This window comes from Siphonobacter sp. SORGH_AS_0500 (genome assembly GCF_031453245.1).
Lineage (GTDB): Bacteria > Bacteroidota > Bacteroidia > Cytophagales > Spirosomataceae > Siphonobacter.
Window position 1 is genome coordinate 322,004 of sequence record NZ_JAVIYT010000008.1, and the last position, 20,874, is coordinate 342,877.

The window sequence follows — 20,874 nt, forward strand, 5'->3', positions numbered from 1 at the left end:
TTCCTTCATTTATTCATCATACCTCTTCGGTTTTCTTAGTGTTTTACATGAAAAAGTACGATATTATTATCATTGGGGCCGGACAGGCGGGTGTTCCCCTAGCCATGAAATATGCGAAAGCTGGACAAAAAACAGTCCTGATTGAAAAAGAATTAGTGGGAGGCTCCTGCGTTAATTATGGATGTACGCCTACCAAAACCATGATTGCCTCTGCTCAACTGGCGTACAAGGTGGCTCACGGTGCCGAGATGGGGATTGATATTTCTGGCTATCAGGTCAATATGACTAAGATTCGGGATCGGAAAGAGGAAGTGGTAACGATGAAACGTTCGGCTTCGGAAGAAAAGCTCGAAGAACTGGAAAATCTGGATCTGATCTACGGTAACGCAAAATTTACGGGTGATAAGACCTTAGTCGTAAGGGGAAAATCGGGAAAGGAAGAAGCATTAACGGCGGACCTGATCTTCATTAATACGGGAACGCGGCCTTCCATTCCTGATGTCGAAGGACTTTCGGAGGTTGACTATTTAACCAATAAATCCATTCTGGAATTAACCGAAGTTCCTGACCATTTACTCATCATTGGCGGAGGTTACATTGGTATGGAATTTGGCCAGATGTTTCGTCGGTTTGGAAGTGAAGTTACCATTGTAGAATCTTCCGAACGATTGCTATCCAAGGAAGATGAGGACGTGGTTAATGCATTGGAAAGCATATTGACCGATGAAGGAATTACGATTCTAAAAGGCTATAAACTAGAAGCAATATCGAAAAAAGATGCTTCCATTGAAGCCAGTCTGGCGTCTGATTCGGGTGAAAAAAAGGTATCTGCTTCTCATGTTTTGATTGCCGTAGGTCGCGAGCCCAACAGCCTTGATTTAGGGCTGGAAAGTACAGGTATTAAGGTTGATGAAAAAGGATACATCCAAGTGAATGAGACCTTGGAAACATCAGTATCCGGCATTTACGCTCTGGGGGAAGCCAACGGCGGTCCCGCCTTTACCCACATCGCGTATGACGATTACCGAATCGTGTCCGAAAACTTACTCAACCAAGGAAACCGCTCTACCAGTGATCGTCCTTTTCCTTACTGCATGTTTACTGATCCGCAATTAGGTCGGGTAGGGTTAACCGAACAGGAGGCCCGCAAAAAAGGATTGGCTATTCAGATTGCTAAAATGGAGGCCAAAAGTGTAGCCCGTTCGCAGGAAGTGGGCGAGACCTGTGGCCTGTGGAAAGTGGTGCTGGAAAAGGAAACGGGTAAAATCCTCGGAGCAGCCATTCTGAGTTCGGAAGGCGGGGAAATTATGTCGTTTTTAGAGATAGCCATGATGGGTAATCTGACGTATGAGCAATTGCAAAATGGCGTTTTTGCTCATCCTACCTACGCCGAATCGCTAAATAATCTTTTTACAAAACTTGAAGAATGATCGTTGCTGAGCGGCTAACCAAGGCGTTCGATGGATTGAAAGCCGTTGATAACGTGTCTTTTGAGGTGAAAGAGGGCCAGACGATGATTTTGTTGGGCACCAGCGGTTGTGGGAAAACCACCACGCTGAAAATGCTGAACCGTTTGATCGAAGCGGATTCGGGGCGGGTATGGATTCAGGGGAAAGATATTTTCTCAACAAAACCCGAAGAACTACGCCGAAACATGGGGTACGTTTCCCAAAATAATGGGCTGTTTCCTCACCTGACAGTAGCCGAAAACATTGCCGTAGTTCCCGGCTTATTGAAGTGGGAAAAGTCGAAAACCCGGCAACGGACCGAAAGCCTTCTGGACCAGTTGAATCTGCCTTATCGGAGTTACGCTCATAAATATCCTGATGAATTAAGTGGAGGTCAAAAACAACGCGTGGCCCTGGCCCGAGCGTTGGTGTCCGACCCACCCCTGTTATTAATGGACGAACCTTTCGGAGCATTAGATCCTCTGACCCGCTCAGCTATCCACCAGGAATTCAGAGAATTACCTGAACTACAACGCAAAACCGTAGTCATGGTAACTCACGACATGGCCGAGGCTTTTGAACTGGGCGACCAGATCGCTTTGATGCATCAGGGAACGATCCGGCAGCTAGGAACGCCGGAAGAACTAATGTTCAGACCCGCAAGCGACTTCGTCAAAGATTTCTTTCAGCACCAACGGTATCAGCTTGAGTTAAAAGCTTTGAAACTAAAGGAGATATGGCCTTTTCTTTCGGATAGTCAGGAGTTAATTACGCCAACCCTTCAGAGTGAACAAAGTCTTTGGGAGGCGATGGAATGGTTGGCAGAAAAGAAGCCCGCAGTGGTGAAAAATGAGTTAACGAATTCCTTAAAAACCCTCAGTTTACCGATTCTTCAAACCGCGTATCAGCAGTATAAAGACCAGTTTTAATGGAGCAGACTTTAGGGCAATTCATGCAGCAGCAGGCTCCCAAGCTTTGGCAACAAACGTTGACTCATACCGGGTTAACCTGTATGTCACTGCTATTGTCCGTACTGGTAGCCCTGCCATTGGGCATATTCATCGCCCGGAAACCCAAAGCCGCCGGAGTGGTATTGGGTATCGCGGGTATATTACAAACCATTCCCAGCATTGCTCTGCTGGGTTTTCTGATTCCATTGCTGGGCATCGGGGCTATCCCTGCCATTACTGCCCTGTTTTTGTATGCTTTATTACCCGTCATTCGGAACACATTTACGGGCATTACCGGAGTAGATCCTGCCATTACCGAGTCTGCTCGGGGTTTGGGGATGAATTCCTGGCAGGTGTTAACTCAGGTAGAAATACCTCTGGCCCTGCCCGTGATTCTGGCGGGTATCCGTACGGCGGCGGTGATCAACGTCGGCGTAGCTACCCTGGCGGCTTACATTGCTGCGGGTGGGCTGGGCGAATTCATTTTTGGCGGAATTTCCCTTAATAATACCCACATGATTCTGGCGGGAGCCATTCCAGCGGCCTTGCTGGCTCTGGCTTTCGATGTTGTATTGTCCTTCGTCCAGAAACTGTCGAGTCGTCGCCTTCGCAAAGCGGTATGGATTATCCCTGCGATCTTGTTATTAAGTAGTTCGGCTTACGTTATTCCCAGCTCCCAGCAAAAGATGTTGGCTGGGTTTACTCCCGAATTTATGGGCCGCGAGGATGGGTATCTGGGACTTACTTCCGTGTATAAACTCGACATTCCGACGGTGGTCATCAGCGATGCGGTCATGTATAAAGCGGCCTTCGAGCAAAAAATTGATGTCATCAGTGGCTACAGCACCGATGGCCGCCTGAAGGCGTATGATCTGGTAACCTTAACCGACGACAAAGGTATTTTTCCGCCGTATTATGCGGCTCCGGTGGTGCGGGTGGAGGTGTTAAAAACCTATCCAGAGGTGGAGCCGACGCTTAACCTGCTGGCCGGGAAAATCAATGACTCCGTCATGACCGAGCTCAATTATCGGGTGGATTATCGTAAACAGTTACCCGAACAGGTAGCCCGCGAATTTCTACAAAGCCAAGGGTTGTTGAAAAATCAGGAAACTTCTAGAGAAGGAAAAATCCGGCTGGGCTCTAAAATTTTTGGCGAGCAGTACATTCTGGTACATATGTATAAACTGCTGCTGGAAGGGTATACGCCGTTATCGGTTGAATTGAAAACGGGTTTGGGTGGTACGAAAATCTGCTTTGATGCCCTCACTCACGGAGAAATTGACCTCTATCCCGAATACACAGGAACGGGTTTATTAACCATTTTAAAAGCCTCGACCGCTCAACAGAAGCAGCTCGGACCCAACCGCGACCGGGTCTATGCTTTTGTTCAGAAAGAGTTTCAGAAAAAGTACCAGTTACAGTGGCTTAGTCCCATTGGATTTAATAATGCGTACGCACTCATGATGCGGCGTTCGCAGGCTCAGGCCTTTGGCATACACACCATATCAGACTTATCAACCTATGTTTCCAACCACCATCTCCAGCCTTAAGGAAGCCTATCTGGAAGTAAGGGATTACTCCAGAATGATTTGCGAACCGCTTGAAATTGAGGATTATGTTCCGCAACCCGTGGCTTTTGTGAGTCCGCCCAAATGGCACCTGGCTCATTCTACCTGGTTTTTTGAAACCTTCATTCTGAAAAATTACAAGCCTGATTATCAGGTTTTCCACGATGACTTTAACTACCTCTTCAACAGTTATTATAACAATGTAGGAGATCGGGTGCTGAGAACGGATCGCGGTAACATGACCCGCCCTTCCGTTGAAAAAGTCTACGCCTACCGCCAGTATGTCGATCAGCACATGGAAGATTTGCTGGATACGCTGGAAGACCCCGAAGCATTGAAATTGATTGAGTTGGGGCTACACCACGAACAGCAACATCAGGAACTGCTGGTTACGGATATTAAATACATTCTGGGCCATAACCCTACTTTCCCGGTGTATTCCCACGAACAATCTTTATCGGACGCCAGAAATCGGCAAAGCGGCTGGCTAAGTGTAGAGGAAGGCGTATATAACGTAGGGTATGCAGGTGATGGCTTTTGTTTCGATAATGAATTAGGACGACATAAGGTCTACATACAACCCTTCGAAATCAATAAATCGCTAGTTACAAATGCCGAATACCTGGAATTTATGCAGGCAGGAGGCTATACAGACTTTAATCTGTGGCTGGACGAGGGATGGTCATGGGTTAAAGAAAATGAAATAAAAGCCCCTATGTATTGGCATAGAATTAACGGGGAATGGCATACGTATACATTAGCGGGCCTGGAGAAGTTAGATCCTGATGCCGTATTGAGTCACGTTAGTTATTACGAGGCTGCTGCTTTTGCTCAGTGGAAAGGCCTGCGTCTGCCTACCGAGTTTGAGTGGGAAGTAGCCGCCGACCAGCTTGACTGGGGGCAACGCTGGGAGTGGACGAATAGTGCGTATTTACCCTATCCGGGTTTCACGAAAGCGGCAGGAGCTGTGGGCGAGTATAATGGAAAATTCATGGTGAATCAAATGGTGCTCCGCGGGGCTTCCGTTGCTACTTCTCCCAAACACAGTCGCAAAAGCTATCGTAACTTTTTCCACGCACCCGAACGCTGGCAGTTCACCGGCATTCGTCTGGTGAAATGAGTTGTTAGTTATTAGTGGTTGGTAGATAGCATAGAATTAATAACTAACAACCAGAGAAACCAACCGCCAGAAAACAAAAAACATCAACCCAAACACGAACAACCTCACACGAATGGTTACTACGGCATTTCATCAGGCAATTGAGGAGGGTCTATCCGCTTCCAGTAAATACATTTCTTCCCAGTTTTTTTATGATGACCAGGGAAGCCGGATTTTTCAGGACATTATGCGAATGCCTGAGTATTATCCCACCAGTTGTGAGTTTGAAATCCTTTCATTTCAGGCTTTACAAATTATTAATAAACTGGATTTTTCCGAGCCTTTCAATATCGTGGAATTAGGGGCGGGAGATGGTATCAAAACGCTTCAACTGCTTCGTAAACTCACGGAATTGGGGGCCTATTTTAACTATGTCCCGATTGATATTTCGGCAGAGGCCATTCAGGCTCTGGAAGAAAACATGTCCCGTGAATTACCTTCTTTATCCATTAAATCATTGGTAGGGGACTATTTCACGCAGATGGAAGTACTGGCTCAATCGGACATTCCATGTCTGTTTTTATTTCTGGGAGGAAACATTGGTAACTACGAAGCCCCGCAAGTGGATGATCTGTTAAGCCAGTTTTACGAGCAAATGAAACCCGGAGATAAATTACTGACGGGTTTCGATTTACAGAAAAACCCAATTACCATTCGCCGGGCTTACGATGATTCACAGGGAATTACGAAGGCTTTTAACATCAACTTATTACACCGCATCAACCGCGAAATGGGTGGTATGTTTTTACCGGATCAATTTGATTTTTATTGCGACTACAATCCTAAAAATGGTGAGGTAAGAAGTTATCTGGTAAGCTTAAAAAGCCAGGACGTGTACATCGAAGATCTGGAACGCAGCTTCCATTTTGATCAGAATGAACTCATCTGGACGGAGTTATCCCGTAAATATACGTTTGCTGAAATAGAGCAGTTAGCCAGAAAAAATGGATTTAAAGTAGTGAATCATTTTCTGGATTGTAAACATTACTTTACCGATAGTTTGTGGGTGAAGTAAGGCTTTTTAGAAAAAAGGAGTGGTATTTATGTTTGGATACCACTCCTTTTTTATTGATTAATGGAAAAGAGCAGCCTCAGAATCCTGCTGCACGTCTATCTGTCGGGTAATCGTTCTTCTTCCGACCAACAATACCAGCAAAGCAATGCTGGCCGATCCTGCCATCCCTATGACCATCGGCAAAGCAGAAGGTTCTTCAAACTGACTCATCAATACCGATATCAGCGTACCCATACCCATTTGTAACGCTCCCATCAGAGCCGACGCACTTCCTGCATTCTTGGTAAAGGGAGCCAGCGATAAAGCCGCTGCGTTAGGGTTCGTAAAACCAATGCAACTCAGAAATAAGAACAGGAAGACCAGGGTAATGGGCAGCGTCAGCCAGCCGCTAATGGCTACAAACAGGAAAGTAAAGGCAATGATCACCTGACTAGTCAGAGCTACAATTACAATTTTTTCGCTTTTGTAGGTACGAAGTAATAAGGTGTTGACCTGACTTGAGCCAATAAAACCAACAGAAAGAAAGGCGAATATCCAGCCGTAGACTTTTTCATCGGTATGGAAAACCTCCATAAACAAAATGGGTGAGCCGGAGACGTAGGCAAAAAGTCCCGAAAAAGCGATGGCTCCGGTGAAAGCATAGGTATAAAACTGAGGCTCCCGTAAGACCTTCCAGAAGTTGAGCAGGATAGGTTTTGGCTTTAGCGAAATCGAAGAATCGGGCTTGTAACTGTCTGGTAGCCACAAGAAAACGGCTAGTAAGATAGCTATTCCCATGCCCGTAAGAATAATAAATACCATTTCCCAACCGTAAGCCGAGGTGACATAGCCACCCACGGTGGGGGCAATCATGGGGGAAGCCCCAACGACCAGCAGAAGGAGAGAAAATACCTTGGCATTATCCTGCACGGGAAATAAGTCACGTACCATGGCAACCGATGCCACCGCCGCGGCACAACTGCCAATAGCCTGAATAACCCGCATGAAGATGAGAGCATTGATATCATCGGCAAACGCACAACCGGCGGAAGCCAGGATGTAAATGACCAGTCCAATAAACAATGGTTTTTTTCGGCCAAAGCGGTCGAGTAAAGGACCATAGAGTAGTTGTCCCACGGATATACCAATGAAAAAGCCGGATAGGGAAAGCGAGACTTTGGCAGCGGTTGTGTTCAGGGCTTTGGCAATGGCCGGAAAACCCGGAAGGTACATATCAATGGAAAAAGGACCTAACGCAGTAAGACTGCCCAAAATCAGAATTAAAAAGAAATACGTTTTTTTAGACATTAGGAAAGAAAGAGTAAAGACCCCAGCTAATGAAGAAGGATTAAGTTTGATAATTACTATACACTAAAACGGAAGTAATAATTTCAAATACCCCAAAATTAGGGCTGAACTCAACCAAACCGGTTCTTTAGTAACGACTCTGGGGAATCGTTTACAGGCAGTTAGGAAGTAACGTTGCCCATTAACTTCTGCTTTAAAATTTCAGCCCGCTCCCGGCCCGCCTCGTAATGAGGATCAAGTTTGATGGCCAGTTCCAGGTATTCCAGCGATTGCGGTCGGTGCTTTTTCGACTGATGCTGATTGGCCCAGGCCCAGTAAGTAAAACTCATCGTTTTGGCGTCTGCATAGATAGAATTCTGCTGGTATTTTTCAATGATCGACTGGAAATCATGCCGGGCTACTTTGCGTTTGCTAAAGAAAAACCACGGCAGATTCTCCGCCACACTTCCCCGCAGAAATTCAGGAGTACTGGATACCGTAGCGTAGGTACGAACCGCTTCATCAAATAAAGCAAATGCTTTGCCGAGCAGACTTAACTTCTTCGTCTCGGCTCCTACCAGCGAAAGAGCGGAGGCACGATAGGCCAAAATAACCGGGAGCAATTCAGGCGTCGCATCAGAACTTTCCGCTAATTCCGTAAGTAGATCGAAGCTTTTCTGAGCGTAGCCCCGGTAACTGGTTTTGGACAAAAACGACAGGTTGAGGGCTACTTCGTGATAAACCACCCCGAGCCTGACTTTAGGAAGTTCATTTGGATGACGGGTGGCTTCCTGCTCAACCGCCACTAGTTTGTCCTTCAGGTAAGTGTGGTCAATGATTTCGATGACGTCCTGTAACTGTTGTTCGTAACTTCTAACCTTTTCCAAAGTAAGAAGCTGAGGGTTTAAATGGGTAGCTGCCATGAAGAGTGTCTTTGTGTGTTAAGATGGCACAAAGGTCAGCCCCTCATTAGGCTCCAGACGTTGACTTAAGTTAGCTTCGTTCCTGCAAGGCAATTCTTTTCCGAATTCGGCTCAAACTTTCGGGGCTAATTCCCAAAAAGTTTGCAATGTATTTCTGTTGTACTTTCTGAAACAGATCGGGGTGTTTTTTTAGGAGATTCTTATACCGCTCCTCGGGCTTCTCGGACGACAGCGACATAGCAATTTCGGTAGCTCGTTGGGCAACCATTTCAGCCATTAACCTCCCAAAGGTTTCGTATTTGGGACATTGCTGGTATAACTGAAGCAGGTTTTCTCTTTTAATCAGCAACAGGTCTGTTTCCTGCAACGCCTGTAACGAAAAAATACTGGGCACGCGGTGGGTAAGGCTAGTCAAGTCGGTCAAAAAACTATGCTGAAACGAAAAGTCGCAGGTTTTCTCGACGCCCTCTTTGGTATGAAAATGGCGAACAATCCCCTCGTTAACGAAAACAATGAACTGGCAGACATGGCCTTCCTGCAAGAGAAATTCATGGCGTTGTAGGTGCAGAGGCACAAAATACGTGTCTAGTAAGGCAAGTTCTTCAGAGGTTAACGAGACAAATTGCTGGCAGTAGTGTTTGAGGAGTTGAGTAGTCATGAATGAACCTGAGGTACCGTACCGATTTTGGTTGCCAATATTAACTACTCTTGGTCAGGTTTCAGTTATGATCTATTCACTTGAGTGAGGGGGAAGCTTGCAGATGCTTTCTAACAATTCATAATCGTCAAACGGTAAACCTAACTCCCGGGGCTGGTCTGCGACGCTCAGGGTTACAAACGCAGATTAAAGAAGAAAAAAGAAATACGTTATGGCTGTCATTGAAAAAGGTACATCTAGTTGCTCAATTAAAGGATTGCCTGAATTCCAGAGGACTCTGTTTTGTCTTAGTTTTGAAGAGTTTACTGAAGGACTGTGAATGCTCAAAACCCAAGTCATACGCAATTTCGCTAACCGTCAGATCGGTGGTGGATAGTTTTTCCTTCGCTTTGTCAATGAGTTTATTGTGCAAGTGTTGCTGCGTGGTCTGGCCCGTTAGTTGCTTTAATAAACTATTCAAATATTTGGGAGACATCTGAAGCTTGTCTGCGATATACTGAACGGTGGGTAATCCTTTCGTGAGTAAAGCGTCGTTATCAAAATAATGGGTTAATACTTCTTCCAGTCTATCCAGCGTTTTATGACTACTAATTTTTCGGGTAATAAACTGACGCTCATAAAACCGTTGGGCATAAGTGAAGAGCAACTCCAGTTGGGCTATAATAACCTCTTGACTGAATTTATCGATATTTGAATGATACTCACTTCGAATATGATCTACAATACCGTTAATGATGGATTCTTCCTTATCTGACAGAAACAAAGCTTCACGGGCCGCATAAGCGAAATATTCGTATTGCCTGATTTTTTTGGCTAAAGGCGTATTCCAGAGAAAATCGGGGTGAATAAACAACATCCATCCTTCCAGATTCACCGGGATACTTTCGTCCTGCCCCCGCAGAATTTGTCCGGGAGACATAAACGCCATCAACCCTTCGTCGAAGTCGTATTTCTGTTGACCGTAGAGGAGTTTGTCACAGCCTCTTTTAAGCGACACGACGTAAAAATCAAGCAGAACCGCCCGGATATCCGAATGATTTTTAAATCCAGATACATCAATAATCCCAATCAGGGGATGATGAGGCTTGGGCAGGCCTAACAGGTGGTGGATTTCAGATATGGATTTAATTCGGTAGGGTTTTTCAAGAGCCATAATGAGGTTTCATTTTAAGGTTCGAGGGGATGTTTTAGCCAAATGAGAACCAACGGCAGGGCAAGAAAGGGGATTTCCATCAAAGCAAAGCGACTTTGCCCGGCATTTAAGGCAAAAGCCATGAGTAAAACGATACTAATAGCATTCAAACTATTACCAAGGAAAAAGGTTGGCGGGAAAAACAGCATCAACCCTACCACGATCGAAAATACGCCTAAATATGGAAGAATGGTTTTGTTAATACCCAATTGTGTCATCATCTCGGTTTGCTCAGGACTGGTAGCCTGGAAAGAATCCCATCCGTGTTTAATACTTAAAAACGCGGAAACAAGCAGGAGTAATAGGCTAATTATTTTCATACAAGAATAGTAAAAGATTGAGAAACTAATTTCCGTACATGGTTGATGCCCCCATCCTGGCCTGCTGAGAAATGATGAATCGGGGAGCCAATCGGCTAAGAATTCGGATTACTTTAGACAGACCGGGAAAAACCTCATCTTTATCTTTCCGCATGCCTTCGATGCCCGCGGCCACAATTTTTTCCGGAGCCATCAGTAAGCTGGAATCAAAGCCGTCTTCGTTCTTGAATTGATCATTTAGGGGTGTGGACGATCCCGGAGCTACCAATTCAATTACCTTGACCCTGGTGTTTTTTAACTGCACCCGCAGAGCCATTGTATAGGCACGTAATCCGGATTTGCTGCCGCTATAGATGGGTGAAATCGGTAATGCTAGCAATGCAATACCAGAAGTAACGTTCATGATAGCCGCGTGGGGCTGTTGTTTGAGGTGGGGCAAAAACTGTTGCACCATTCGGATCGGCCCCATCAGATTGATTTCTATTTCACGGGTAATATCCGGCAGGGTCTGAGGCTGGTGAAGACTAAGTTTCCGCATCTCACCAGCGTTGTTGATGAGCATATTTAGGTTCGGAAATTGGCGGATCACCTGTTCATGCAAATCAATGATGTCTTCCACCTTACTCACATCACTTTGAATGATATGGACATCAGGAAGTTTTTGCTTTACGGCCCGTAACTTTTCTGAATTTCTGCCAGTAATGATAACGGTATTTCCCATAGCCAGGAGCTGGGAAGCGAATTCATAGCCAAATCCACTTGTACCGCCCGTAATAAGGATGGTGTTGTTTTGTAGTACCATGGTCTCTTTGTTTGATTGGGACAAAGTTCGATCTGGTTCAGGCAACGGATGTAGCCAAAAAAGACAATCTTGAAGTGAAAAGAGAGGAAGTTATTGCTGGTAAATCAGGGAGGGTTTGGAAGGCAGAAGGAACCTGCCGTTAGTTTAGGAACTAGATAGAATATCGCAGCTGAGGTTAACTCATACCTGTCTCAAATGTTGGAAGAGACCTTATTGTAAAAGGGGACGGGGTATAATCGAACTACTCTGGAGGCATTGCAAAGCTTCTACACGAGAGAAAATAATAAATGGGTTATTCGTAAATAACCAAGATTAATAACTCTTTTTCCAGGTAATGATATAAAAGTGTAAAGCGGAGTTCTATATAAATAGAAACTAAAGCAAGCAGCCCGCAGCCCAAAGGTGGAGTAAAAATCTATCAATCGAAGTCATAGAAATACTAAACAAAAGGCTGCCCGAATTCCGGGCAGCCTTTGTTGAAATAAGTTAATTACCTTAGGGGACAGTTCTAGAAACCATATCTGGCTCCCAACTGGAACTGATAAGGGTTGCCGCTTAGGTTAGATACCCCTGCGTTGGTATTCACTGCGTATTTGTAATTGTTGGTAGTGGGGTCAAATCCAGCACGAGATAATAAGGCAGTAGCTCCCAAAGCGTGATTAACGCCCCAGTCTCTCTTCAGCATGTTAGCCACGTTAAACAGGTCGCAGGAAAGCTCCACGTATTGTTTCTGGAACGTTTTCATTTTGTAAGTCAAACGCATGTCAACAGTTCCATAGAAGGGGTTAACGCCACCATTGCGTTCGGCAACTTTACCGAAGCTATTACGGATGTAATCCTTCATGCTATTCTCCACCTTGGGGTTATTTAAAATAGCATTAATTCCGTCTTTCAAGTATTGGGGAGTTTCGGCTTTGTTAGGATCAAAAACAAAGGCTAAATCGTTCGTTTCTACGAAGTCACCGTTGATGTTACCGTTAACAATCATCGAGTAACGAGTGCCGCTGAATCCTGAGAAGCGAAAGCCCAGATTAAAGCCATAGAACGAAGGGGTATTTCCGTATACGACTACCTTGTTTCTGAAATGGTTGTCCGAATAATTCATTTTGTTCAATGTACGGGGATCTCCAGCCGTGTATTGAACCAAGGTGGCCGTATTTGCTACGTTTCCGTTGTACGAAGTATTATCCATCGTCTGGTTCCAGGTATACGAGGCTGCGATTTCACCGTCCTTATAGTATTTGTAGTTCGCATCCACTACTAACGCAGCCTGATTTACCTTCCCTAAGCTTTCCAGTTCCAGAATACGACCCACTTGGTCTGTTTTGCGGCCCAGCGTCCAGTTCTGAGAGCCGTTTGAAGTGTTAATGCTAGATGCAGGAACATACACTGGACGATTTCCTTCCTGAGATAAGGTGAAGAAAGGCTGGTCTACCATGTTTTTGTCGATATACGTGTAGTTATTACGAGCAAAAGACATGTAACCAGCGATACTCATGCGGAAATTACGAGTAAAGAAGTGGCTATACGAACCGTTGATTTTGTATACCGTTGGTACTTTAGCATCCTTACCATTCATGTTAATGGTGTAGAGTTTCGGAACGCTGGTATTATTAACTAAGTCAACGCCCGGAGCCGAAGCGGGATTTTTACGGTAGGCAGGAAAATCGGGGGTAGGAACCAGATTTCCGGTTACGTCGATACTTACGATCTTACTACCATCGAATAACATATTGTTAATCATAGAGTAAGGGTTCAACGCCGATCCTAAAATACCACCGCCGACACGGATGATATCTTTACCGTTCTGATGGATGTCCCAGGTAGCCTGTACGCGAGGTTGTACCTGAAGCGTGGTTAGTTTATTATCAGTGCGTAAGCCCAGCGTGTTGAATACCGTCTGATTAAAGTTAGCCCGAGTCAGATAATCAGTATAGTCGATACGAACCCCAGCGGTGATGTCCAGACCCGGTCTGATCGTCGTTTGTGCCTGAGCGTATACATTGGGACAAAGAATATCGAAGATGATGTTATGATTGTTATTCAGATATACATCCCGCGTAAAGCGATAAGGGGCCAGATTATTGAAGGCTGTTAAACCAGTAAACCAGAAACGACCATTGGTTTCACTACCGTAAATCGAATTCTGTTTGGTATAGGTCAGACCCGCTCCAAACGTAAAGTTGAATTTGTTAGTATTCACATACAAATTGTTTACGAGCTGGATCAGGTGGTTATTGAAATAATCACCTCCATAGCGTTGACCACCGAGCTGAACGTTGGTATACAAAAATTTGGTAGTGTCACTAGGGTTGACCGATGCAATATTACCAACCGTTGCTCTCGGAATGTTATCCGAGGGTAACTGGGGATTGGCAAACATTTGGTTATACTCCCAAAAATGTTGCAACTTCAACTCGTTCGTCACTTTCGTATTGATGGTTGTTCGTAATGAACCCATCAAACTGTTCGTCATACTTTTACGGGTACTGTATACTTCATAGAGGTTAATAGTAGTATTATCGCCGTCCGACTGGTTATCCATATCGTAAATGAAGTTATTACGAATCGTCAGCAGGTTTTTGGAATTGAGCTGCCAGTCAATACGACCAAACAGGGCATGGGTATTTTTAAAGCGGTTAAACTGACCAAATTGCGGAGCATTGCCAACGCCGTATTTGCTACGGGCAATCTTTAAAAATTGGTCTTCTGTGGCCTGGGTAATGTTGTACCGCAGAACATCGGCTGCGGTTTGAATCGGAGCAATCAATAGAGGTAAGGTACTTTCCTGACGATCCCAGGCCACAAAGAAGTGAGCTTTATCTTTGACGATAGGACCACCCAGCGAGAATCCGTACTGAGACGTATGGAAAGGATAGTTTCGAGGCTGGCCATTCAATCCGTAGCGGCTTGCAAGTCCATTGGTTCTTAAGAAGGTAAAGGCACTCCCGCTGAGGGTGTTAGTACCCGATTTGGTAACGGTACTAATGGTTCCACCCCCTGCATTGCCATACGTAACGTCATATTGATTCGTAACCACTTGAAATTCCCGTACCGCTTCCATCGTAATGCTGTAGGCTCCGGCAGTTTGCCCCCCGGCAATGGTTCCCCTCGCAGCCATACCATCAATGGTGTAATTGGTAGCAGAGCCTAGTTGCCCACCCAAGCTATTACCCGTACTTAAGGGAGAAAGGTCTGAAAGAGTACTGAAGTTACGTCCGTTGACGGGCAGTCGATTGATGTCCTTGGCCGTTACCGCCGTGGCTGTCCCGATGTTTTCGATCTTGTTTCCTAAAGAAGTTGCAGAAATAACTACATCTTGCAACTGTTCCGTCTTTTCTACCAACTGGAAGGAAAGCTGTAAAAGGTCCCCCTGGTTGAGTGAAAATCCAGTTTGTGTCTGGGTCGCCATTCCTACGTACTGAACCGTAACGGAATAAGGAGAACCCAGGGGCAATTCCTTCATGAGAAACTCGCCTTTCTCATTTGAAATGGTAGCGGTCTTAAAACCAGTAGACTCATTTTTAATCTGTACTGTAGCCTTATCCAGGGGCTTGCCGTCCTGAGTCGTTATTTTTCCAGCAACACCTGCCAAGTTGGTTTGAGCACTGGAAAAATGGGCAATAAACAGAATAAAGATTAATAAAAATTTGGGGAGATTGACCATGGTATATGCATGTTTATACTACGGCCCAAATATCCCCAGACAACATTTTTTAGATATTAATGATCTGTTATGTTACATTGAATTATTGGCGTGCAATGTTTCCCCATTGTTTACAAAATGCCATTTCTAGTGAAAGAATAGGAAAAAATGGTAGATCGCTCTTGGTTTTGTACAATAGTTGACAAAAACTGGTTACAAGATTAGTCCGCGTTTCCAATGCGGATTCAGGGGAACAGCATCTGCGACGCTACCGCATGATAAATACTATTGGCCAGCATCCACAACACGGTTGCGAATGCTGGCCAATAGTCCAACAAATTTATTCCGACCGCACCTCTAATAAACTTTCACTCTTCAGATACATCTGCTGCAAGGCCTGTAAGGTTTCAGGATTGGGGTTTTCCCAGAGTTCGCGTTTGGCGGCTTCGAGTAGTCGTTCGGTAATGGCATTGAGAGCCCAGGGGTTACTTTGTTCAAAAAACTGCTGTAATCTGGGATCAAGAGCGTAGGTTTCGGCCACTTTTTCGTACATCCAGTCTTCCATGACCTGAGCCGTGGCATCGTATCCAAAGAGGTAATCCACCGTAGCTGTTAACTCCAGCCCGCCTTTATAGCCGTGCCGCTGAATGCTTTCCAGCCATTTCGGATTAACCACTCGCGAACGAAACACCCGAAGGGTTTCTTCTTTCAAATCCCGTACGACGGGCTGGGCTGGATTCTGGGAGTCACCAAAATAATGCTTCGGCTGCTGACCCGTCAGGCTACGAATGGTGGCAATCATTCCGCCATGAAATTGCAGGTAATCGTCACTATCGAAAATATCGTGTTCGCGGTTATCCTGGTTATGTAAGGCCACCTGAACGGTGCTGAGTCGTTGTTGAAATTCCTGTCGGGCGTCCACTCCCTGAGCACTTTTACCGTACGCGAAGCCCCCCCAGTTCACATAAGCCTGAGCAAAGTCGGCATCGGTTTGCCAGTTCTTTTCGTTAATCAGGGGTAATATTCCGGCTCCGTAACTCCCCGGAGCCGCTCCAAAAATGCGGAAGCTGGCCCGCTCTTCGGCTTCTTCAATGGGCAGTTCGGAAAGCTCGGCTAAATCGCGGAGGTAATGTTTACGAACAAAATTTTGCTCATCCGACTCATCCAGAGCAATAACCTGCTGGACGGCCTCGTCGATTAACTCAATCAAATGCGGAAAAGCATCCCGGAAAAATCCACTGATTCGGGTCGTTACATCAATTCGGGGACGCCCTAATGCTTCGATGGGAATGACTTCTACCGAAGTAATCTGCCTACTTTCAGCCTGCCAGATGGGACGAACGCCGAGCAGAGCCAATACTTCGGCTACATCATCGCCGTGGGTTCGCATCGCACTGGTGCCCCAAATGCTGATCCCCACACTTTCAGGATACGTGCCCGTTTCTTTTTTATGCCGATCCAATACTTCGCGGGCCAGTTGCTGACCTACCTCCCAGGCCGCCTGTGAGGGCAGGGCTCGTGGGTCTACAGCGTAAAAATTGCGTCCCGTGGGCAGAATATGAGCCATGCCCCTGGTGGGAGCCCCACTAGGTCCAGCAGGAACGTAACCGCCTGAGAGTCCATGTAACAAGTGATGAATCTCGTTTTCGGTCTGAGCCAGGTTGGGAATTAGTTTTGTACAAACGTATACTAAAATGGGCCTCAGCGACTGCAAGCTGGAAGCGTCTTTTAAAAACGTTTCGCTCAATACCTGATCAATGCGGGCAGGCTGAAAATGATACTTGTCCAGCAGCGAAAACAGATGCTTCCCTAGCTCGTTAATGGTTTCAAGGGCATCGGAAAGCGTGATGATGGGTCGGCTGGCTAAGGTCTGAAAATCAGCCCGAACGCTGGGTAATCGCTGCCCTTTAGGCTGATGTAAATCAGGCAAATCAAAAATCCGGGCGATGGTGTCGGGCAAGGACGGGTAATCCAGATTGGAAAGCCGCGTCATGGATTGCAGCATATCAACCAGAGCCTCGCCCTGCGGCATTTGACCGAGCGTATGCAGTCCGTTTCGAATTTGGGCGGCCCCCAGTTCACATAAGTATCCGTCAATGTCTTCGATGAGGTGGGCAATGTCCTTACCTGCCATTTCCGTCAGCGTCACCGGCACGCCTTCCGGGGTTAGCTCATCGTCCCATTCGTGTTTATGATCGCCGTGATCGCGGCTGAGCATCGCAGAAAGATCCGCCTGCAAATTGGTCTGTTGAATTAACTCCCAGATTTGCCGTTGCAGCAAAGGCAGCTTGGCCGGATCGAGCGTTTCTACCTGATAATATTCATCGACCAACTGCGTTAACTGAGCCAGCTCGCCGTAACTATCCGCCGAAGTCATGGGGGGCGTCAGGTGATCTACCACCACCGCGTGAGCCCGTCGCTTGGCCTGCGAGCCTTCGCCGGGATCATTAATGATGAAGGGGTAAAACAGGGGCATATCGCCCAGAATGGCATCGGGGAAACAGTTTTCGGAAAGACCAATGCCCTTGCCGGGTAACCATTCTAATGTGCCGTGTTTCCCTACGTGAACGATGGCGTCGGCCCGGTAACTTTCTTTGATCCAGCGGTAAGCTGCGTAGTAATGATGCGTGGGGGGTAAATCGGGCTGGTGGTAAATGGCATCCGGGTCCATGCCGTAACCCCGGGGCGGTTGCAATAACACCACCACATGGCCGAGATCAATACCCGCCAGAGAAATACAGCCCTCGTGAACGTACGTTTCACCCGGTGGGGGTCCCCACTGCTTTAGCATTTTCTGCTGCAACGCTTCTGGTAACTCTTTAAACCAACCTTCGTAGGTTTTGGCCGGAATGCGGGCAATGGCCCGGGAAAGTTGTTCGGGCGTTAAGTAGGTTTCATCGTACGAACAGCGGTCAATTAATTCATGAATGAGCTGAGTGCCACTTTCTGGAAGATTATCCACACAATACCCTTCCGCCAGCATCGCTTCCAGCATCTGCATTAAGGAGGCCGGAGCATCTAGTCCTACCGCATTTCCGATCTGGGAAGCCTTGCTGTTGGAATTCGTAAAAATAAACGCAATTTTCTTCTGAGGGTTCGGTATGTAGCGAAGCCGGGCCATTCGGTAGGCAAGTCCCGTGATACGTTCCACCCGGTTTTCGACGGGCTCGTAATGCGTTACTTCCTTATTTTTTTCCTTGAATGAAAGCGGAACGGTAATGATTCGCCCGTCAAATTCGGGAATGGCTACGTTCATGGCCGTATCCAAGGGGCTTAACCCGCGGCTGGATAACTCCCATGGAATGCGACCCATGCCGCTGGTAATGGCCTGAAGAATGGGTACATCCAGAGCCAGTAAACTTTCCTGCGGTTTATTACCCGTTGCCCGCACGTCTGTCATGGCGTAGGAAACCGTGTTAATCAGGGCATCAATCCGAACGCCCTGATTAAAAAAATCAAAGGCATAAGGTTGTCGGGTTTCAGGGTTTACCGTTTTTAAGGAAGAGGTATAAATGGGTAATACATTCACTGACTTTTCTTCCAGCGAACGAATCAGGGCATCCACAAAAGGCGTGTTTCCACTGATCCAGTGGGAACGATAGAAGGTAATACCGATGGTAGGAAGCTGAGGCTGATAATACCGCTGCCAGTCACTCCACTCCGCATTTTCGGGTAATTCTGGATGGTAAATGCCGTGTTCGGGCAGGGTCAATGGAGCTTCCGATCCAAAACCTGTCATTAATAAATGATCGGCAACGTAGTACAACAGGGACGTTAAGTTAGCATAACCTCCCGCCTGAATATACGCTAATACGTCCTGCTGAATGGCGGGAGAAACGCTCGAAATCGCCGCAAATTCTGGGTTTAAATCGCCCGTTCCACTAATAACGATCAGGTGTTGATGGTGCTTTTTGGCCCGTTTAACCAGTTCACTAAAACCTGGAATACTACTGGGGCGACCGTGAATCCGAACGATAATAATTTGAGCCGCTCCAATTTCCCGTTCCAGTAACTGAGCCATGTGGGCTTCGCTTTTGATGGCGAGCAAACTCATACCCAGGGTCTTCGGAAAATCATCGGGTAAATCCTGCATCGCCCGACTCAGGGTTAATAAGTCGGTATCCGCGTGCGTGAGAAAGACGATTCCGTCCGTGGGGGATGGCGTAATACCCAGCAGCGTTGAGGTCTCCGAACCCTTCCAGGTATAATATTGAAATACAAATTCGCTGATTTCTGCCGGGGGTGTTAAGAACCGATCCGCCGCAATCATCGAATCGATGTAATCAAAAATTGCCCGGATGTGCCATTCGCTGTTAATCGAATGAAACCACACAGAATGTCCATCGAATAGCAAGGTCGCTACGTTGGCCAGCGTGCAGGGGCCGAGGCAGCCGCCTTTGGTTAGGTGCACCTTGTTACGCATTTTCCGGCGAAGCCATTCTTCCTTATACACATCCACCAGCACCGGGGCATACCCCCGGTCGGTGCGACCGCAACAGCAGGCGTTGTAACAATAGGATAAATGTCCGCGTCGCTGGACGATATTAATGGCTTTGCCATCGGGTCGCATGACCCGCTGCCGCTTGATTTCAGACATGGCTAGTAGTGAGGCGGCCCGATTGCTCAAGCCAGTCCATGATAAATTCGGGCTGCTCCGCCCAGTAGATATGAGCGTAAGTAGCTAATGTATTTTGATACTGAAAAAGTTTGGTAGTTACGGGGGCTCCTTTCGCCGAGGTGATCGTCGCAACCGAAGGCAACGATTCATCTTCCTGAATCTTGGAATAATGAAATTCATGCCCCCGAAATTCCCGGCCTTTCCAGTGCATCCGGCGATACCCCAGCGTTAACTTTCGGTTTTGCATGGTCGTCTGGTAAGGGAAAAGACCGACCATGTCAAACGTTTGATTGGCATCGTTGGTCATCCTTTTTCCCAAATACATCAACCCTCCGCATTCGGCATAAGTGATTCCTCCGTTTTCACTGTAGGCACGAATGCTTTCCAGCATCGAACGGTTTTTACTTAACCTTTGGGCATGTAGTTCAGGATAACCGCCGGGCAAATACAGAAAATCCGTTTCGGGTAAAACGGCATCCTCAAGCGGGCTAAAAAAGGTAAGATCAGCCCAGGGTTTCAACGCTTCGAGATTGGCGGGGTAATAAAACGAAAAAGCCTCATCCTGAGCTACGGCCATTCGAAAGCGTTTGAATGGCCGTCCGCTGTTCCGTTGGGGAGTGCAAATTTCACGGTTGCATAGTTCCAGTAACCGATCTACCTGAACCGTTTGCGGAAGGGCATCGGCGATGCGTTGAATAATGGCTTCGTAATCGGTTTCCGAAGAAATATGTAAACCCAAATGCCGCGAGGGAATCTCAAAATCGGGGTTTGACGGTAAATAGCCGAGCACTTCAATGCCCACGTCTTCACTGGCTTCCTTCAAAAACTGGTAATGTGTTGGGGTATTGACGTTATTGAAAATGACCCCTGCGATCTGAATTTCGGGTTTAAAGTGTTTATATCCGTATAAAAGCGGAGCCGCCGAATAGGCCATGGCTTTGGCATTTACGACGAGAATGATGGGAATGCTAAGTAAGGTAGCCAGGTGAGCACTACTGTTTTGCATCCGATCCGATCCATCAAAAAGGCCCATGACGGCTTCACTTACGGCGATGTCCGACGGGCTGGCGTATCGGGTATATAACTCCTGTACGTGAGCTTCTGAAGAAAGAAAGGTATCCAGATTCAGGCTGGTTTTTCCGGCTGCCGTAGCGTGATGACGCGAGTCAATGTAATCCGGGCCACATTTGAAAGGTTGAACGCGGTAACCCCGTTGCCTCAGCACGCGGAGTAACCCCAGCGTCAGAGTAGTCTTTCCGGAGCCGCTGGAGGGAGCCGCAATCATGAAGTGTGTCACGTTCATTATACT

The 20,874-nt window shown here is 46.6% G+C and carries 14 protein-coding genes; 5 read left to right on the top strand and 9 right to left on the bottom strand.

Features of this window, described 5'->3' with window-relative positions:
* Nucleotides 1–47: 47 nt before the first annotated feature.
* The 5 genes from QE357_RS24535 to QE357_RS24555 all read left to right on the top strand — a co-directional run bounded on the left by QE357_RS24535 (nucleotide 48) and on the right by QE357_RS24555 (nucleotide 6,140).
* Nucleotides 48–1,430: a mercuric reductase gene (locus tag QE357_RS24535; protein WP_309713844.1), complete on the top strand. Its 1,383-nt coding sequence runs from the start codon at nucleotides 48–50 to the stop codon at nucleotides 1,428–1,430.
* Complete coding sequence (locus QE357_RS24540) at nucleotides 1,427–2,377, top strand: ATP-binding cassette domain-containing protein (RefSeq protein ID WP_309713847.1); 951 nt, start codon at nucleotides 1,427–1,429, stop codon at nucleotides 2,375–2,377. The genes QE357_RS24535 and QE357_RS24540 overlap by 4 nt, the downstream gene beginning before the upstream one ends.
* Nucleotides 2,377–3,948 carry a glycine betaine ABC transporter substrate-binding protein gene (locus QE357_RS24545; protein WP_309713850.1) on the top strand — a complete coding sequence of 524 codons (1,572 nt, stop codon included), beginning with the start codon at nucleotides 2,377–2,379 and terminating at the stop codon, nucleotides 3,946–3,948. Before QE357_RS24540 ends, QE357_RS24545 begins: the two co-directional genes overlap by 1 nt.
* Nucleotides 3,920–5,086, top strand: a complete 1,167-nt coding sequence (egtB, locus tag QE357_RS24550; protein WP_309713853.1) for an ergothioneine biosynthesis protein EgtB — start codon at nucleotides 3,920–3,922, stop codon at nucleotides 5,084–5,086. Before QE357_RS24545 ends, egtB begins: the two co-directional genes overlap by 29 nt.
* A 112-nt stretch (nucleotides 5,087–5,198) precedes the next feature.
* Nucleotides 5,199–6,140 (top strand): L-histidine N(alpha)-methyltransferase, encoded by a 942-nt coding sequence (locus QE357_RS24555; protein WP_309713856.1) that lies wholly within the window; start codon nucleotides 5,199–5,201, stop codon nucleotides 6,138–6,140.
* A 57-nt stretch (nucleotides 6,141–6,197) separates the two neighbouring features.
* Here QE357_RS24555 and QE357_RS24560 read toward each other — a convergent pair whose 3' ends face one another.
* From QE357_RS24560 to QE357_RS24600, 9 genes are all read right to left on the bottom strand, one after another.
* Nucleotides 6,198–7,427, bottom strand: a complete 1,230-nt coding sequence (locus QE357_RS24560) for a multidrug effflux MFS transporter (RefSeq protein ID WP_309713859.1) — start codon at nucleotides 7,425–7,427, stop codon at nucleotides 6,198–6,200.
* Nucleotides 7,428–7,588: 161 nt separating this feature from the next.
* Nucleotides 7,589–8,293, bottom strand: a complete 705-nt coding sequence (locus QE357_RS24565) for a hypothetical protein (RefSeq protein WP_309713862.1) — start codon at nucleotides 8,291–8,293, stop codon at nucleotides 7,589–7,591.
* 106 nt (nucleotides 8,294–8,399) lie between these two features.
* The gene (locus tag QE357_RS24570; RefSeq protein WP_309713865.1) at nucleotides 8,400–8,987 is read right to left on the bottom strand and encodes a Crp/Fnr family transcriptional regulator; all 588 of its coding nucleotides are present in this window, start codon (nucleotides 8,985–8,987) and stop codon (nucleotides 8,400–8,402) included.
* Nucleotides 8,988–9,231: 244 nt separating this feature from the next.
* Nucleotides 9,232–10,140 (bottom strand): helix-turn-helix transcriptional regulator, encoded by a 909-nt coding sequence (locus tag QE357_RS24575; protein WP_309713868.1) that lies wholly within the window; start codon nucleotides 10,138–10,140, stop codon nucleotides 9,232–9,234.
* Between the two features lie 14 nt (nucleotides 10,141–10,154).
* Complete coding sequence (locus QE357_RS24580) at nucleotides 10,155–10,499, bottom strand: DoxX family protein (protein ID WP_307144122.1); 345 nt, start codon at nucleotides 10,497–10,499, stop codon at nucleotides 10,155–10,157.
* Between the two features lie 25 nt (nucleotides 10,500–10,524).
* Nucleotides 10,525–11,301: an SDR family NAD(P)-dependent oxidoreductase gene (locus QE357_RS24585; protein ID WP_309713873.1), complete on the bottom strand. Its 777-nt coding sequence runs from the start codon at nucleotides 11,299–11,301 to the stop codon at nucleotides 10,525–10,527.
* 508 nt (nucleotides 11,302–11,809) lie between these two features.
* Nucleotides 11,810–14,968, bottom strand: a complete 3,159-nt coding sequence (locus QE357_RS24590) for a carboxypeptidase regulatory-like domain-containing protein (RefSeq protein WP_309713876.1) — start codon at nucleotides 14,966–14,968, stop codon at nucleotides 11,810–11,812.
* A gap of 319 nt (nucleotides 14,969–15,287) precedes the next feature.
* Complete coding sequence (locus QE357_RS24595) at nucleotides 15,288–19,544, bottom strand: cobaltochelatase subunit CobN (RefSeq protein WP_309713879.1); 4,257 nt, start codon at nucleotides 19,542–19,544, stop codon at nucleotides 15,288–15,290.
* Nucleotides 19,537–20,868 (bottom strand): cobyrinate a,c-diamide synthase, encoded by a 1,332-nt coding sequence (locus QE357_RS24600; protein ID WP_309713882.1) that lies wholly within the window; start codon nucleotides 20,866–20,868, stop codon nucleotides 19,537–19,539. Before QE357_RS24600 ends, QE357_RS24595 begins: the two co-directional genes overlap by 8 nt.
* Between the last annotated feature and the right edge of the window lie 6 nt (nucleotides 20,869–20,874).